Genomic DNA, 15784 nt, shown 5'->3' with positions numbered 1-15784 from the left:
ATAAGCATACGGGTAAACAGCATATTACTAAATTTAATTTGTGATTTTTTTCACTTAAAGCTTTTTTAAAAGGCCAGCAACACCTTCTTTTTATCACCCACCCGCTATAGGCTTTATACGGTTACCGAATAAAGTAAATCTAGCGCATTGAAAAACCTTATTTAAATAAAAAAGCCCCAACTCCCTAAACGGGAATTGAGGCTTTTTATATGGTGGGCCTACAAGGACTTGAACCTTGGACAAATGGATTATGAGTCCACTGCTCTAACCAACTGAGCTATAGGCCCATTGTTCTATTCTGACGTATCTATAAAGCTACGTAAATGCTCTGTTCGTGAAGGGTGACGTAATTTACGTAATGCTTTTGCTTCAATTTGGCGTATTCTCTCACGAGTCACATCAAATTGCTTGCCCACTTCTTCCAGTGTGTGATCAGTATTCATATTAATACCGAATCGCATTCTAATCACTTTTGCTTCGCGAGCGGTTAAGCCAGCAAGTACGTCTTGTGTTGACTCTCTCAAGCTTTCAATTGTTGCTGAGTCTACTGGTGACACTGCGTTAGCATCTTCAATAAAGTCACCTAGGCTTGAATCCTCATCATCACCGATCGGTGTACCCATAGAGATAGGCTCTTTTGCAATTTTAAGTACTTTGCGGACTTTGTCTTCTGGCATTTCCATTTCTATCGCTAACTCTTCTGGTAATGCTTCTCGACCTTTTTCTTGCAAAATTTGACGTGAAATACGATTCAATTTATTAATCGTTTCTATCATATGCACTGGTATACGAATCGTTCTTGCTTGGTCGGCTATGGAACGCGTAATGGCCTGACGAATCCACCATGTTGCATAGGTAGAGAACTTATAACCACGACGATATTCAAACTTATCAACCGCTTTCATTAAGCCGATATTGCCTTCTTGAATAAGGTCTAAGAATTGCAGCCCTCGGTTTGTGTATTTTTTAGCAATGGAGATCACCAATCGTAAATTGGCTTCAACCATTTCTTTTTTAGCACGGCGCATTTTGGCTTCGCCAATCGATAAGCGACGGTTAATGTCTTTGATTTCTGTCGTGACTAAAGAGCTTTCGCTTTCTACATTAGCCAGCCTAACTTGTGCTTTTTTAATTTCATGGAAATTTTCTTTAATAACAGCAACAAATGGCTCGTCTGTTTTTAAGTGCTCTTCTAACCATGTTATGTCACTTTCATTTTTAACAAAGCCTGCGATAAATAACTTACGCGGCATTTTTGCTTGTTTAACGCAGATGTCAATAATGGTTTTTTCTTGAGCTCTAACCAACTCAACACATTGTTTCATTTCATTTGAAAGCAATGTAAAGAAACGCGGTGTAAATTTAAGCGCCATAAACAATAAGGCCAACTCATCAAACTCTTTTTGAGTTTTTTCTGAGGCATAACCTTCTTTTTTAATCACCTTAGTACATTCTTTGTACTTAGCCGCAATTTCGTTAATACGAACTTCGACATCTTCGATGGTTAATGCTGGAATTTCAGGCGCACTTTCATCTTTCGCTGCCGCAGGCTGCGTGTAATCATAGTCGTCTTCTAAATCAACAAAATCTGGAATATAGTCTGCTAGGCGAAGCTCATCACTCTTAATTTTTTCGAACACATCAAAAAAGCGATCCACAACAGCTGGGTAACGAACAATCGCCGCCAACATTTCGTTTTGCCCTTCTTCAATACGCTTAGCTATATCAAGCTCACCTTGGCGAGTTAATAAGCCAACCGTGCCCATTTCACGCATGTACATACGGACAGGGTCTGTCGTTCGGCCTAACTCTTTATCAACGGTTGCTAAAGCAACAGCCGCTACTTCAGCCGCAGCAGATTCATCAACCGTTTGAGCAACGGTGCCATCGGATACAGTATCTGACTCTGGCGCCTCTTCGCTGACACTAATGCCCATATCTGAAATCATTGTAATGATTTCTTCAATACGCTCTGGCTCCACGTCTTGTGGTAGGTGATCGTTCACCTCCGCATACGTCAAGTAACCTTGCTCATGCCCTTTACTAATCAATGCTTTGATTTTAGAGGTTTGTTCTTTCTGTTGTTCTTTATCCATTATGTTCCCGTGAACTAAGTACAAATTTTCGCCAACTGAACCGAGTATTTTAGCAGATATTCTTAATTTATCTACGAATGTTCTTTTATTTCATTAATTCTCTAAGCTCATCTCTTTCTTCTTCACTTAAATCTTCTGCTTTTGCCAATAATATTTCATAACGACTCTTTTTTGCCTGCTCTTTCAAGCGCTCAATCGCGCCTAAAAACTCCTGCTCAGTCGACTCCCCTTCGATTAATCGCTCTTCGGCAAACAATGCTCTAATAATTTTTTCATGTTCGTGCCCACGAAACCGTTCTAGCAGCATTGCTGGCGATACCTCTATATGACCATTTAACACCGAAATAATTTCATTTAATACCGGCATTCCTGGCACATTTAATTGTAACCAAGCGTCTTGTGTATTAATTTTTTGCACCAACGCAGGCTCATGAAGAATCAGCATTATTAAATGCCTCATAGCCGAAAGGGGGGCGGCCCCAGTTTTTTTAACAACTTGTCGCGCACCGAATCGAGGTTTGAAGGAAGCGGCCGCACCTTGCTTTTCCATTTTAGTTAGCTGTGCTAATTGTTTCTTCATTAATTCTGCAAAAGCACCCGCAGGTAATGTATCTAGCAATGGTTTCGCTTGCTCCATAAAACCAGCCCGCCCTTCAATTGTCGTCAACGGGTGCTGTTTACCTAAGTAATCAAAAAAATAACTGGACAACGGCGTCGCCTGCTCTACCAACTGCTCAAAGTGTGAGGCCCCTTTTTCACGAATTAAACTATCAGGATCTTCACCCTCAGCTAACAGTAATACTTTTATTTGCCGTCCAGTGCGCAAAGCTGGCAAAGCATTCGTCACAGCACGCCATGCTGCTTTTTGTCCCGCTGTGTCACCATCCATACATATCACCAAGGTGGACACAGAGCGAAATAATAAATCAACGTGCTCGCGAGTGATTGCGGTACCCAAGGCAGCAACAGCATTTGTAACGCCCTGCTGATAAAGCGAAATAACGTCTAAGTAGCCTTCAACCACAATAATTTGCTGTATTTTAGTAGACGATTTTAGCGCTTCATATAAACCATATACTTCACGGCCTTTATGGTAGAGCGGCGTTTCTGGAGAATTTAAATACTTTGGCTCGCCGCCATCTAGAACTCGACCACCAAACCCGATAGTTTGCCCACGTTTATTACGGATAGGGAAAATAATTCGCTCTCTAAAGCGGTCATACGTTTTATTATTTTCATTCGTCACCACAAGCCCTAATTCACCTAACTGATGGAGCGAATCGTTATCTTGGCCCAACGACGACAGCAAATTACTCCAACCTGGTGGTGCAAAACCTAATTGGAAGGTTTTAGCCACTTCGCCTGTCAGCCCTCTATTTTTCAAGTACTCCGTCGCAATATGACTGGCCCCATGCTGTCGCAGTTGCTGCTGGTAAAAGTCACTCACCTTCTCATTCATACGCAGCAGTGGCGATAAATCCCGTTTCGGTTTCTCCGTTTCAAACCCTTGCTCGCGTACAACTTCCACGCCAGCGCGGCTTGCTAATTCTTCAATTGCTTCTACAAAACTAAAGTGGCTGTAATCCATTAAAAAGCCAATCACCGAACCACTCTGGCCACAACCAAAACAATGATAAAACTGCTTGTCTTGGCTGACAGTAAAACTGGGGGTTTTCTCGTTATGAAAAGGGCAGCAAGCAGAGTAGTTTGCACCTTTTTTTTTCAACGGTAGCAAGCTATCAATCACCTCGACAATATCGGTTCTTGCCAATAAGTCATCAATAAAATGCTGGGGGATTCGACCTGCCATGATTATGGTATTTTATTTACCCTATGATTCTTGCTTGAAGCATAGACAACATTAACAAGCGTTAATACTTTTCTATACGAGCCGGAAGTGCCCAGTGAAATTGATGCGCTTCTCCATGCCTACCAATTTGTCATACAGTGATCATGCGGACCACTAAATAAAAACAAATTAAGAAAGCTTGGCTTTTATTTTACCGCTTGCCGCACCAACGTCTGCACGACCTTGTAATTTAGGACGAAGAATACCCATCACTTTACCCATATCTTTCATGCCTTGCGCACCAGATTCGGTAATCGCCTGATCGATCAGTTGATCGACCTCTGATTCAGTTAATTGTTGGGGCAAGTACTGCTGGATAATACTTGTTTCTTTTTGCTCTATCAGTGATAGATCGTCACGACCTGCTTTGTCAAACGCCTCTATTGAATCACGACGCTGTTTGACCATCTTATCGAGCAATTGGAGGACTTGCGTATCATCTAATTCGATACGCTCATCGACTTCTTTTTGCTTAATAGCAGCGAGTATTAAACGAATAACACTCAGCTTTTCTTTTTCTTTAGCCTTCATTGCTAACTTCATATCCTCACGGATACGGTGCAATAAAGGCGTAGCTTGTTCGCTCATTATGTTAACGACGCGAGTAGCAAATATTAGCTACGGCCACGACGAAGGTTGTTCAATGCGCGACGTGTGCGAGACAACCCTTTCAAATGACGTTTAACCGCTGCAGCTGCTTTACGCTTGCGCTCAGCAGTTGGCTTTTCATAAAACTCACGTTTACGTGATTCAGCCAAAACGCCGGCTCTTTCACATGTACGCTTAAAACGACGTAGAGCAAAGTCAAATGGTTCGTTATCTTTAACGCGAACTGAAGGCATGTATTTCTCTCTTCTTAAAAGTTAAATGGTGTAAAAGGATGGCGGATTATACACGCAGCAAAGCCATATGCCAACACCCATACTCTCCTAATAACAACACCTTTAACGAAAATCTATTGTTAATGATTAACGTGAGCTTCATATCGTTTAGGCAGAAAGCGCCTTGTTTGCGTATAATAGCCTGCTTTAAAACCTTGCTAAACCATCGCCATCAATGACTACCCAGCCACCACTTGTTCTTGGTATTGAAACATCCTGTGACGAAACAGGCGTTGCCTTGTATGGCGAACGCGGCTTACTCGCTGATGCGCTGTATAGCCAAATTGACATGCATGCGGAGTACGGAGGCGTTGTGCCTGAACTGGCTTCACGAGACCACGTCCGTAAACTAATTCCACTTATTAAACAATGCTTTGCTAATGCCAGCGTAACTAGTCGTGAGTTGTCCGGCGTTGCCTACACATCTGGGCCGGGACTTGTTGGCGCTCTGTTTGCTGGAGCTAGCGTTGCTCGAAGCTTGGCTTATGCGTGGGACATCCCCTCTATCGGCGTTCACCATATGGAAGGTCATTTATTAGCCCCCATGCTTGAAACAACACCACCTAGCTTTCCTTTTGTTGCCTTATTGGTCTCAGGTGGGCACACACAATTAATTAAGGTCAATCAAATAGGTGACTATCAACTACTCGGCGAATCCTTAGATGATGCTGCCGGCGAAGCCTTTGATAAAACAGCAAAATTACTCAATTTAGGCTACCCAGGGGGACCTGCCTTGGCCGCTTGCGCCAAAAATGGCAATCCGGAAAGGTTTAATTTTCCACGCCCTATGACCAACCGGCCAGGGCTTGATTTTAGCTTTAGCGGGCTCAAAACTTTTGCCTTAACAACCAGCCAGCAACATGCTTTAGACGAGCAAACCTGTGCTGATATCGCCAGAGCCTTCGAAGATGCCGTGGCTGACACATTGGCGATTAAATGCAAACGCGCTTTAACTCAAACCGGGCTCTCTACCCTAGTGGTTGCTGGTGGCGTCAGCGCCAACCAACGTTTACGTAAAACACTGGACCAAATGGCCAAAGAAATCAGCGCCAAGGTATTTTATCCCCGCCATGAATTTTGTACTGACAATGGCGCCATGATCGCTTACGCTGGTTATCAACGTTTATTAGCTGGGGAATTCGACGAGCTCAGCATTAAAGCTCGACCTCGCTGGCCATTATCTGCACTTAATACGCCTCAAACAAAGTAAACAAAGACCTTATGGATATTATTTTTCTACGAAACTTACGAATTGAAGCCATCATTGGCATTTTTGACTGGGAACGCAAAGTAAAACAGCCCGTTTTTTTTGATATCGAAATGGCCGCGGACATAAAAAAAGCTGCTGCTAGTGATCATATTGACGACACTTTAGACTATAAATCTCTATCGAAAGCAGTGATTGATTTTGTCGAAAAAAGTGAGTTTCAGTTAGTTGAAACATTAGCCGAAAAAGTTGCCGAACTGATTATTCATGATTTCAATGTCCCTTGGCTAAAGCTAACCTTGAATAAGAAAGGAGCATTACGCCATGCCGATGACGTTGGCATTATTATTGAGCGTGGATCAAAACCCCAATGACCACTGTTTACCTAAGCATTGGCAGCAACATTGAGCGCGAAAAACATATCCGTGCCGGTATAAATGCCTTAAAAAAACAATTCGGTAACCTCACCTTATCCAGCGTTTATGAGTCCGACGCGGTTGGTTTTGATGGTCAACCCTTTCTAAATTTAATTGCTGCTTTTGAAACAGATCTGTCCGCAATACAAGTAGATACCATTCTTGATACGATTGAAAAAGACAATGGCCGCACCCTTGATCAGAAAAAATTTAACCCGCGAACACTGGATTTAGATTTAATCCTGTATGGCAACTTCATCAGCAAAGACCCTCTTCTCGATATTCCGCGTGGCGAAATAACTCAGTATGCATTCGTCTTAGAGCCACTGGCTGAAATTGCTGGCAACCTACAACACCCTGTTTTACAGACCTCTTACCAGCAGCTCTGGCAACATTTCGACAAATCTAACATCGTACAAAAACGCATTGATTTTAGTTGGGATTAGACAAGGCTTTTACCGCCATCAACCGCAATCACCTGACCGGTAATATAAGCCGCATTTTGGGCTAAAAATAACACTGTTTCGGCAATATCGCTGGGTGCACCTTGTCGCTGCAAAGGAATTTTTTCAACAATGCTGTCGGTCAATTCAGTTGCCTGACTTTCTGGCCATAAAATTGCCCCTGGCGATACGCCATTCACACGCACATCTGGCGCCAACTCCTTAGCTAACGATTCTGTTAACGCATATAACCCCGCTTTTGCGGTGCTATAAATCGGGTAATCTACCAATGAACGTTTAGCATAAATATCAACAATATTAACAATACAACCTTTGGTTTTTTTTAATGCCTTGAACGCCACTTTACTGACAAAAAATGGGGCTTTTAAATTACTCCCCATCAAATCATTCCACTCACTCTCATTAGCATCGCCAACTGGCGTTGGGTAAAATGTAGACGCATTATTAATCAACACGTCCAAACGCCCATGTCTAGTAATCACCTGATCGACCATCTGCTCAATTTTCTGCACCGACTGTAAATCCGCTTTTATAGCCCACGCAGAGTGCTCTCTTTTATTATTTAATAGCTGAACAAGCTCATCCGCTTCGCTGCGTGAATGACGATAGTGAACCACAACACCGTACCCTGCCGCATGAAACGTTTTCGTCATTTGCGCGCCAATTCGCCTTGCCGCACCAGTAATTAACACTATTTTCTGCAATTTGGACACACCACCCTCGAATTAAACTAGACTTTCAATAAGAACATACTACTGAATAACATATGCAAAACCGATTCTTTTTGTTGCTATTTTTGGCCCTTCTATTAAGTGCTTGCGCTCAAGTCCCTGACCAAAAAGGCTACCATTACGAATACTTCAATCTTAACGCCATGGCCAAGACTGATATCGACATGGTCGCTGACACCCACGTAAAACAAACTATCAAACACCTGAGGCTACTAGCAACAAAACTCTACAAACGTAACCCACGAGAATGGAAGAAAACCAATTTAAAATCAAGAGAAGCCGCTGTAGCACGTATTTTTAAACAACCCTTTCCAACCGTAAATGGCAAAAGTAGCGTGGACAGTATTCGACTCGCTTTTAACGAACAATATCAAGGTGACCGTGTACTTGCTTATGTATCGGGCTTAGCTAGCATGCTTACTTTGTCATATAACGGTAAAAGCCAGTTTTATTTATTCGATAGCTTAGATGCTCAAAAAGTGTATAACGGCGCACGCAATATTGAAGTCGCTTCGTGGTTACTGCAAACCAAAAGAAAACAAAATGGAGAACTTTTTTTACTCAGTTCTGGTAAAGGCCTCTCCGCAACAAACCGAAGTTATGATCGGTTATTTGGCAAGCTCATTGGTCAACAGGATCTGCTCGCGCTGGTTATTGCGACTAAAAACCATCGCACTATAAAAAATGTTTTTCAGTCGGCTGCCCGGTTTGTCTTTTTGCCCGTTTAAGCCTCTAAATATGCATACTCAGTATTATAAAATACACACAACAACATCATTGGCAGACTTTATGCCCAACGACTTTAGTCTGCTCTTGCATGCTTTAATTGTTGAATGACTTCAAGCCGCCGTTTATGAATGGCCTCACCAATTTTCTTACCCACTAAACCCTGTTTAACAAACTCTTTAGGGTCAACTTCATTCGCTGCAAAGTAAGCCTGTTTAATCCAATCAGCCTGTGGATAGTCCTTGTTTTCAAAACCCTTTCGACCTCTGGCGTCTGCCTCACAAGCCAATAAAAATGAGGTTAATTTTTGCGGTTGGCGAAAAGCCCCTAATGCCTCCAACACTTTCAATAAGGTCGCTGCTTTTAACTCAAATGCCCGATGACAATGCGTATGATATTTCATCACTTTTTCTGCCAGATCAACAAATTCATTGGGAATTCGCAAACGTGTTGCCATCTTCTTTAAAGCCGTTAACCCCATCTCCTCATGACCATGATGAGACGGCCAGTTATCCGCTTTCGTCAGCCCTTTCCCAAGGTCATGCACCAATGCCGCAAAACGCACGACAGCACTGTCCGATAACTTAGCGGCTTGACGTAGCACCATCATTGTATGAATACCGGTGTCAATTTCAGGATGGTGCTTTGCTGGCTGAGGGACACCGAATAATACGTCCAACTCCGGCAAAATAACCGCTAAGGCGTCACATTGCCTTAATACTTCAAAAAATATATCTGGTGATTGCTCACCCAATGAGCGACTAATTTCTTGCCAAACACGCTCCGCTGTTAACAAGGCAAGCTCACCACTACTAACCATTTCTTGCATCAGTTTCATGGTCTCTGGCGCCACGCTAAAACCCAGATGCGCATAACGTGCAGCAAATCGTGCCACCCGCAAGATGCGTAACGGGTCTTCTGTAAAGTGTGGAGACACGTGACGCAATATTCGAGCTTCTAAATCAACTTTGCCACCATATGGGTCAATCAATTCGTCGGCACGTTGTGCCATCGCATTGATCGTCAAATCACGCCGTTGCAAATCTTCCTTTAATGTTACTTCCGGTGACGCATGCACTTCAAACCCTTTGTAACCACCGCCAATTTTGCGTTCTGTTCTTGCTAAGGCATATTCCGCTTTTGTATCCGGGTGAAGAAAAACAGGAAAATCCTTACCTACTTGCTCAAAGCCTTGTTGTAGCATTTCATCTACCGATGAGCCAACAACAACATAATCCCTATCCTTTGACGGATAGTTAAGCAGCTTATCCCTGACGGCACCGCCTACCAGATATATCTCCATTACCATAGTCTAATATATGTTATGATTTTAAGTTTTTTTTCAACCCAAGGTTTTATTGTGTTAGAGATTTTCATGTACTGTTTGCTGTTTGGATCCTTCACAGGACTGATTTCAGGCCTCTTAGGTATCGGCGGCGGTATTGCTATTGTGCCATTTTTAGCTTGGCTATTACCCCCCCATGGTATGCCAGTAGAAACCAGCATGCAAACTGCGATTGCTACTTCTTTAGCCACTATTATTATCACCTCCCTTTCCGCCATTTATGCGCAAAACAAGCGTGGCGCCATTGACTGGAAAGTTGTTAAATATTTCACCCCAGGTATTGCTATTGGCGCTTATTTTGGCGCCCACTTAGTGCATTACCTGACGACTGAGCTGCTCTCTATGGTGTTTGGTGGGTTTTTATTACTGAATGGCCTTCGTATGGCACTAAAGTTAACACCGAATCCTGAGCGCAAACTGCCTTCTCCACTACCCTTGAGTCTCGCCGGTAGTGTTTTAGGCATACTTTCCACGCTGATTGGTATTGGTGGCGGTACTTTTACTGTTCCGTACATGTTATTGCACAACGTACCGATGAAAAAAGCTATTGCATTTGGAAGCACCTTTGGCCTACCTATTGCCATTTTTGGTGCCATTAGTTTTATTATTCTCGGCCTAAAAAACACTATCCCCATAGAAGGCAATATTGGCTATATTAATATACCTGCCTTTCTGGGCATTAGTGTAGCCAGCTTATTCGCCGCACCGATTGGTGTGCATCTAGCACACACAATCCCTACCGGTGCAATGAAGAAAACGTTTGCCGTCATCATGCTTTTTGTTGGCTTAAAAATGTTTATTAGCGCAATTTTTTAATTATTTAACAGCTGCCTTATAGAGCAACATACCCACCAACATGGATACCACGACCAGCAACGGTTCTTGAAAACCAAACCCTAAACTTGCAACCGCAGGACCTGGGCAATAACCAATAACGCCCCAACCAATACCAAATAACGCCGCGCCTATAATTAACGGACGATCTATTTGTAATAAGGTTGGTAATTGAAAGTCGTCAGCCAAAAGAGGTTTACCTCTTGAAAAAATAAAACGGTAAGCAAGCGTTGTTGTTAAAACAGCGCCCCCTAAAACAAACATTAAACTGGGGTCCCATTGACCGGTGATATCTAAAAAATTGATCACTTTATTGGGGTTTACCATTTGCGATAACGCCAAACCGACGCCAAAAATAACACCGGCAACTAACGCACTGAGTATTTTAAGCATTATTAACCCCCCGTAATTTGTTTGAATACATACACTGTTACAATGCCACTTAACAAAAACGTCGCTGTTGCTACTAATGAGCGCAGAGAAAAACGTGAAATACCACAAATTCCATGCCCACTAGTACAACCACTACCCATTGCTGTGCCTATTCCAACCACCAATCCGCCGGCAATTAATAATATTGTAGACATCGATTCCCTAGCCGCTATTGTGATTGGGAAAAAGTGCATATAAACCGCACCTCCTAAAACAAGGCCCACAACAAAGGCAAAGCGCCATGCCTTTTCTTCAAACGAAGGCGCATTAAAGACACCGGCGACAATGCCACTGATGCCTGCAATACGACCATTTAAGTACATTAAAATACTCGCACTGATACCAATTAACACACCGCCTGCTAACGATAAATAGGGGGTAAAGTTCTCCATAGTGTCACTTCTCTTATGTTATGAATAAATTTATATTATTAAATATTATAAGCATATTATCAAAAACATATTAACCCCCTAGACCCTGCTGAGAAGATAAATCTTGTGTAAAATACACGCCATGAAAAACAAAACCGACCAATGGCATACCTTACATGCCGAAACAGCCAGCATTGAGTGGAAAGACTTAGAGCGTTTTTTTGCTCGCGGTAATTTATTACGTGTTTCCAGTGAGCTTGATCTTGTGGATGCCGCTGTGGAAATAGCTAATGACAATAAACCAGTTATTGAACAATGGATCGCTGAGAACCGTTTATCAGCCGTTTCAAATAAAGAGGCTTTATTATGGTCAAAAGGTGATAGCAACCTTTGGTCTGTTATTGTATTACCTTGGATTCTCGTTCAGCAACGTAAAGGGGCTCGCTAGAAAGCTGCTTTCATTACGCTGGTTAAAACAGGGTGTGGCGTGGCGGCCTGAGTTCAGCTTTCTATCATAAAAACGATTTATCATTAACGTTCTTATCACCCTTAGCGCTCTAGCTTTAGCCCAACATCGCGGCCCACGCCTTTTCCAACCGCTTTTCTGAGATAGGTTCCCTAGTTTTAATTTGCTGGGCAAACAGCGATATTCTGAATTCTTCTAACATCCAGCGGAAAGCTTCATTTTCCGGGTTTGCGTCTGTTGAAGACACCCACAGCCAAAACTTCTTTTCAAAATACTGCGCCTGTTTTGTTTTTTCTTGGTCTTTATGTAATTGCCCGCCTGCTTTTTCCAACCTAAGCTGAATTGCTTTTAAATAACGTGTGTAAAACCTTAACTGGTCTGCCGAAACGTGCCTAACAAACCCGTTGAAACATAAACAAGACAATTGCTTAGAAATGTCCTCATACATAACTTTTTCATTACGCCACTGTTCAAGCTCTTTTACTAGCTTTTGATATTGAGACAAAAGCTGCGAAATAACCTCCGAAAGTTCATAGCCTTTTGCATACAATGAAATATCATTTTTCTGCGCCGCTGCATCAAACTCAGCTTCAGTACGAATATCTTGGTCAGCAAAAAAACTAGCAATCAATTGATAGGCCAAATCATCGAAAACATCCTCCCCATGGCTCCGTTTGCAATGGGGATGCAATGGCAATTGTTGATAACTAAACGCCTGTGCGGTGGTGATGGCTGACTGCCGGCTTAGTTTTTTTAGCTCTTTTGAAAACTTCAAACGAAATAACCGTATCAAGCCATTTCGGTGAGTTTTTTGCGCCTGTTCAGCTGAATCCATTAGCGTGAGCCCCACACTCCCTTGCTCATCAACTAAGGCGGGAAAGCCCTTCAGCTCTTGCCCATCATGTTGAATCGTTTGATGTTCGGGGATATCATCAAATTGCCAGTTTTTTGAACCCGATGACGATAACGCACTGGTTAACGCCGTTTGAAATTGCATACCTGCCTTCTCAGCATACTGCCGCTTTAAGACATTAAAATCTTTAGCTACAGCAATAATTTTAGATTTTTTACCCAAAATATGAAAATTCATTCGCAGGTGGGGTGATAATTTATCTAATTCAAAATCTGCTGCTTTTAAGGTTGAGCCAAATTGTTTATTTAAAAAAGCAGCCAATTTGTCTAACAAACGCCCATTTGCATAATCCATTTCCTCTAAGCAGGCTTCAACAGAATTTGAAATAGGCACAAACTGTTTACGTAAATTTTTTGGCAACCCCTTTATCAATGCTTGTAGTTTTTCCGCGTACAAGCCCGGCACCAACCACTCAAACCCATCATCAGTGAGCTGGTTCAACTGCGCCAATGGGATCTGCGCCGTTACTCCATCTTCATTATGACCTGGTTCAAAACGGTAACTTAATTTTATCGGCACACCATTTATCAGACGCATATCGGGAAACTTATTTGCATCAACCGCTGTTTCATCTTGCGAAGAAACATCCTCTGGCGTTAATTCAAGAATCGCCTGATTTTCATCCTTTTTTATCCACTTATTTAAAGCGGCCAAACTGTTGATTTGCGCTGGCAATTTTTGATCATAAAACTCAAACAAGGCTTGCTCATCTACAAGCAGGTCTACACGGCGGCCTTTTTGCTGTTCATACTCAATCTCCTGCAACAGTTTTTCATTTTTTCTAAAGAAAGCTGCATGACAAACCATATCTCTATCAACCAGCCCATGGCGTATAAACATCTCTCGCGCCTGCTCTGGTTCTGTTCGAGCCAACGGTACTTTCCGCCCTTTGCTAATCGTTAAACCAAACAGTAATAATTGCTCGTGAACCATGCCTTGCGCTGATTTTTTTGACCAATGCGGTTCATAATAATGGTGCTTAATCAAATGCCCAGCGGCTTTTTCAATCCACTCGGGTTTTATTGATGCAACCGTTCGACCATAAACACGCGTTGTTTCTACTTGCTCTGCGGCCATCAACCATTTTGGCGGCTTCTTGAATAACGTAGAGGCGGGATGAATGTAAAATTTTAAATTCCGTGCACCTAAATATTCAGCTTGTTCGTGTTTAAAACCAATCCGAGTCACCAAGCCTGCCAATAAAGACTGATGAATTGCATCATCGTCGGCCTGCGTGTTGTTTATCTTCAACGCCAAGTTTTTTTTCACTAAATCTAATAGCTGACGACGAATATCTTCCCAATCCTTTATTCGCATATACGCAAGAAAGTTTTCTCGACAATATTTACGGAACTGATTATTCGATAGTGTCTTTTTCTGGCGTTGTATTTCACGCCATAACACTAAAAAGGATAGAAAATCCGAGCTCTCATTTTGATACGCTTTATGTTTTTCATCGGCATATTTCGCCTTATTGCTCGGCCGCTCCCTTGGGTCTTGGATCGACAAGGCCGACACTATGGTTAAGGCCTCGTCTAAGCATTGAAATTGCTCAGCGGCTAATAACATCCTGCCAAATTGAGGATCGAGCGGGAAATGCGTTAACCGCCGGCCAATTTGAGTTAATTTTTCATTTTTATCTAGCGCACCTAGTTCATGCAAACTACGCACGCCACTACGAATCATTTTATCCCCAGGCGGCTCTAAAAATGGGAACTGATTAATATCTGCCAGCCTCAACGATTTCATTTGCAAAATAACCGATGCCAGATTGGTACGTAAAATTTCAGGTTCAGTGAATTCAGGCCGTTGGTTAAAATCATCTTCGCTAAACAAGCGAATACAAATTCCCGCCGCTTCTCGCCCACAGCGACCACTTCGTTGATTCGCACTTGCTTGTGAAATAGCTTCTATTGGTAGCTGCTGTATTTTGCTCCGCTGACTAAAGCGACTGATCCGTGCCAAGCCGGTATCTATCACGCAACGGATACCCGGTACTGTTAATGAAGTTTCGGCGACGTTTGTCGCCAGCACAATACGTGGTTTTTTATGCGGCTTAAAAATAGCAGCCTGCTCTTTGGCACTAAGCCGTGAATACAAGGGCAAAATATCATAGCCTGCTGGGTGATGTTTCCTAAGCGCTTCTGCCGCCTCTCTAATTTCCCGCTCACCACTTAAAAACACCAACATATCACCCGCTCTCTCGCGATGTAATTCATCAGCAGCATTAACAATCCCCTGAACGATATCCTCGTCGCCTTGCTGCGAATCGACACCGACCGGCCGATAACGCATTTCAACCGGATAGGTTCTACCGGAAACATTGATAATAGGTGCGCCATCAAAGTGCCTAGAGAAACGCTCGGGGTCAATCGTTGCCGAGGTAACAATTAATTTTAAATCTGGTCGCTTTGGTAGCAGCCATTTCATATAACCTAAGAGAAAATCAATATTTAAACTACGTTCGTGCGCCTCATCTAATATCAAGGTATCGTACTGGCTTAAAAATGGATCAGATTTAATCTCTGCCAACAAAATACCGTCTGTCATTAACTTAACAAGGGTTTGTTGATTCTCCTTACCCTGAAAACGAATTTTGTAACCAACCGCTTGCCCTAGCTCTGACTTCAGCTCATCAGCTATGCGTTGCGCCACGCTAATGGCGGCTAATCGTCGCGGTTGTGTATGGCCAATTTGTCCCTTAAACCCACGACCCAGTTCCAAGCAAATTTTAGGTAATTGGGTGGTTTTTCCTGACCCCGTTTCACCACAAAGAATAATAACTTGGTGCTTATCAATCAGCTTGGAAATTTCCTCCCGTCTCTCACTAATCGGTAAATCAGGAAAGTTCACTGTTGGGCAACTTCCCTCACGCAGCTCTACCTGACTAATAGACACTGCTACTTTTTCAGCCAGCGTGTCTAGCAGCGCTTGCTGTTCTAGCGAGCGTTTTAAACTCGCTCTTTTTAACTGCGTACGAAAGGCATGCCGGTCTTTGGTTAAACAATTAGGGATTAATGCGCGAATCTCGCGAATGGATGAAGGCATGTAAA

15 protein-coding genes and 1 tRNA gene are annotated in these 15784 nt (G+C 42.7%); 6 read left to right on the top strand and 10 right to left on the bottom strand.

Annotation, left to right across the window (positions count from 1 at the left end; genetic code table 11):
* Window positions 1–210: 210 nt before the first annotated feature.
* The 5 genes from CYCME_RS00520 to rpsU all read right to left on the bottom strand — a co-directional run bounded on the left by CYCME_RS00520 (window position 211) and on the right by rpsU (window position 4787).
* Window positions 211–287 (bottom strand) — tRNA-Ile (locus CYCME_RS00520).
* A 6-nt stretch (window positions 288–293) separates the two neighbouring features.
* The gene (rpoD, locus tag CYCME_RS00515; protein ID WP_015004915.1) at window positions 294–2096 is read right to left on the bottom strand and encodes an RNA polymerase sigma factor RpoD; all 1803 of its coding nucleotides are present in this window, start codon (window positions 2094–2096) and stop codon (window positions 294–296) included.
* A gap of 85 nt (window positions 2097–2181) precedes the next feature.
* On the bottom strand, window positions 2182–3906 hold the full coding sequence (gene dnaG / locus CYCME_RS00510) for a DNA primase (protein WP_020161636.1): 1725 nt from the start codon (window positions 3904–3906) through the stop codon (window positions 2182–2184).
* A 168-nt stretch (window positions 3907–4074) separates the two neighbouring features.
* A complete protein-coding gene (locus tag CYCME_RS00505; RefSeq protein ID WP_015004913.1) occupies window positions 4075–4533 on the bottom strand; it encodes a GatB/YqeY domain-containing protein in 459 nt (152 codons plus the stop codon).
* Between the two features lie 26 nt (window positions 4534–4559).
* Window positions 4560–4787 carry a 30S ribosomal protein S21 gene (gene rpsU / locus CYCME_RS00500; RefSeq protein WP_015004912.1) on the bottom strand — a complete coding sequence of 76 codons (228 nt, stop codon included), beginning with the start codon at window positions 4785–4787 and terminating at the stop codon, window positions 4560–4562.
* 214 nt (window positions 4788–5001) lie between these two features.
* Here rpsU and tsaD point away from each other — a divergent pair, with 214 nt between their 5' ends.
* Genes tsaD through folK form a run of 3 tightly spaced genes read left to right on the top strand, consistent with a single transcriptional unit; the run spans window position 5002 to window position 6895 of the window.
* The gene (gene tsaD / locus CYCME_RS00495; RefSeq protein ID WP_015004911.1) at window positions 5002–6036 is read left to right on the top strand and encodes a tRNA (adenosine(37)-N6)-threonylcarbamoyltransferase complex transferase subunit TsaD; all 1035 of its coding nucleotides are present in this window, start codon (window positions 5002–5004) and stop codon (window positions 6034–6036) included.
* A gap of 11 nt (window positions 6037–6047) precedes the next feature.
* Window positions 6048–6407, top strand: a complete 360-nt coding sequence (folB, locus tag CYCME_RS00490; protein WP_015004910.1) for a dihydroneopterin aldolase — start codon at window positions 6048–6050, stop codon at window positions 6405–6407.
* Window positions 6404–6895: a 2-amino-4-hydroxy-6-hydroxymethyldihydropteridine diphosphokinase gene (folK, locus tag CYCME_RS00485; protein WP_015004909.1), complete on the top strand. Its 492-nt coding sequence runs from the start codon at window positions 6404–6406 to the stop codon at window positions 6893–6895. The genes folB and folK overlap by 4 nt, the downstream gene beginning before the upstream one ends.
* On the opposite strand, the gene CYCME_RS00480 is transcribed toward folK, so the two are convergent.
* Complete coding sequence (locus CYCME_RS00480) at window positions 6892–7626, bottom strand: pteridine reductase (protein WP_223253203.1); 735 nt, start codon at window positions 7624–7626, stop codon at window positions 6892–6894. The two genes, folK and CYCME_RS00480, sit on opposite strands and share 4 nt — an antisense overlap.
* Window positions 7627–7679: 53 nt before the next feature.
* On the opposite strand from CYCME_RS00480, the gene CYCME_RS00475 reads away from it, so the two are divergent.
* A complete protein-coding gene (locus CYCME_RS00475) occupies window positions 7680–8372 on the top strand; it encodes a hypothetical protein (protein ID WP_015004907.1) in 693 nt (230 codons plus the stop codon).
* 74 nt (window positions 8373–8446) lie between these two features.
* On the opposite strand, the gene CYCME_RS00470 is transcribed toward CYCME_RS00475, so the two are convergent.
* Entirely contained in the window at window positions 8447–9673 is a 1227-nt protein-coding gene (locus CYCME_RS00470; protein ID WP_041230467.1) for a multifunctional CCA addition/repair protein, read from the bottom strand.
* A 57-nt stretch (window positions 9674–9730) separates the two neighbouring features.
* Between CYCME_RS00470 and CYCME_RS00465 the strand changes: the two genes are divergently transcribed.
* Window positions 9731–10531, top strand: a complete 801-nt coding sequence (locus CYCME_RS00465) for a sulfite exporter TauE/SafE family protein (protein ID WP_223253202.1) — start codon at window positions 9731–9733, stop codon at window positions 10529–10531.
* Here the strand turns inward: CYCME_RS00465 and CYCME_RS00460 are convergent, their stop codons facing one another.
* Complete coding sequence (locus tag CYCME_RS00460; RefSeq protein ID WP_016390305.1) at window positions 10532–10942, bottom strand: YeeE/YedE family protein; 411 nt, start codon at window positions 10940–10942, stop codon at window positions 10532–10534.
* A 2-nt stretch (window positions 10943–10944) separates the two neighbouring features.
* Window positions 10945–11373, bottom strand: coding sequence for a YeeE/YedE family protein (locus CYCME_RS00455; RefSeq protein ID WP_020161632.1), 429 nt, complete (start codon window positions 11371–11373; stop codon window positions 10945–10947).
* A gap of 121 nt (window positions 11374–11494) precedes the next feature.
* On the opposite strand from CYCME_RS00455, the gene CYCME_RS00450 reads away from it, so the two are divergent.
* On the top strand, window positions 11495–11800 hold the full coding sequence (locus CYCME_RS00450) for a DUF2288 domain-containing protein (RefSeq protein ID WP_020931802.1): 306 nt from the start codon (window positions 11495–11497) through the stop codon (window positions 11798–11800).
* A gap of 115 nt (window positions 11801–11915) precedes the next feature.
* Here the strand turns inward: CYCME_RS00450 and hrpA are convergent, their stop codons facing one another.
* The gene (gene hrpA, locus CYCME_RS00445; RefSeq protein WP_020931801.1) at window positions 11916–15779 is read right to left on the bottom strand and encodes an ATP-dependent RNA helicase HrpA; all 3864 of its coding nucleotides are present in this window, start codon (window positions 15777–15779) and stop codon (window positions 11916–11918) included.
* Between the last annotated feature and the right edge of the window lie 5 nt (window positions 15780–15784).

Source organism: Cycloclasticus zancles 78-ME (genome assembly GCF_000442595.1).
GTDB lineage: Bacteria > Pseudomonadota > Gammaproteobacteria > Methylococcales > Cycloclasticaceae > Cycloclasticus > Cycloclasticus pugetii.
This window is presented reverse-complemented; position numbering and strand designations above follow the sequence as displayed.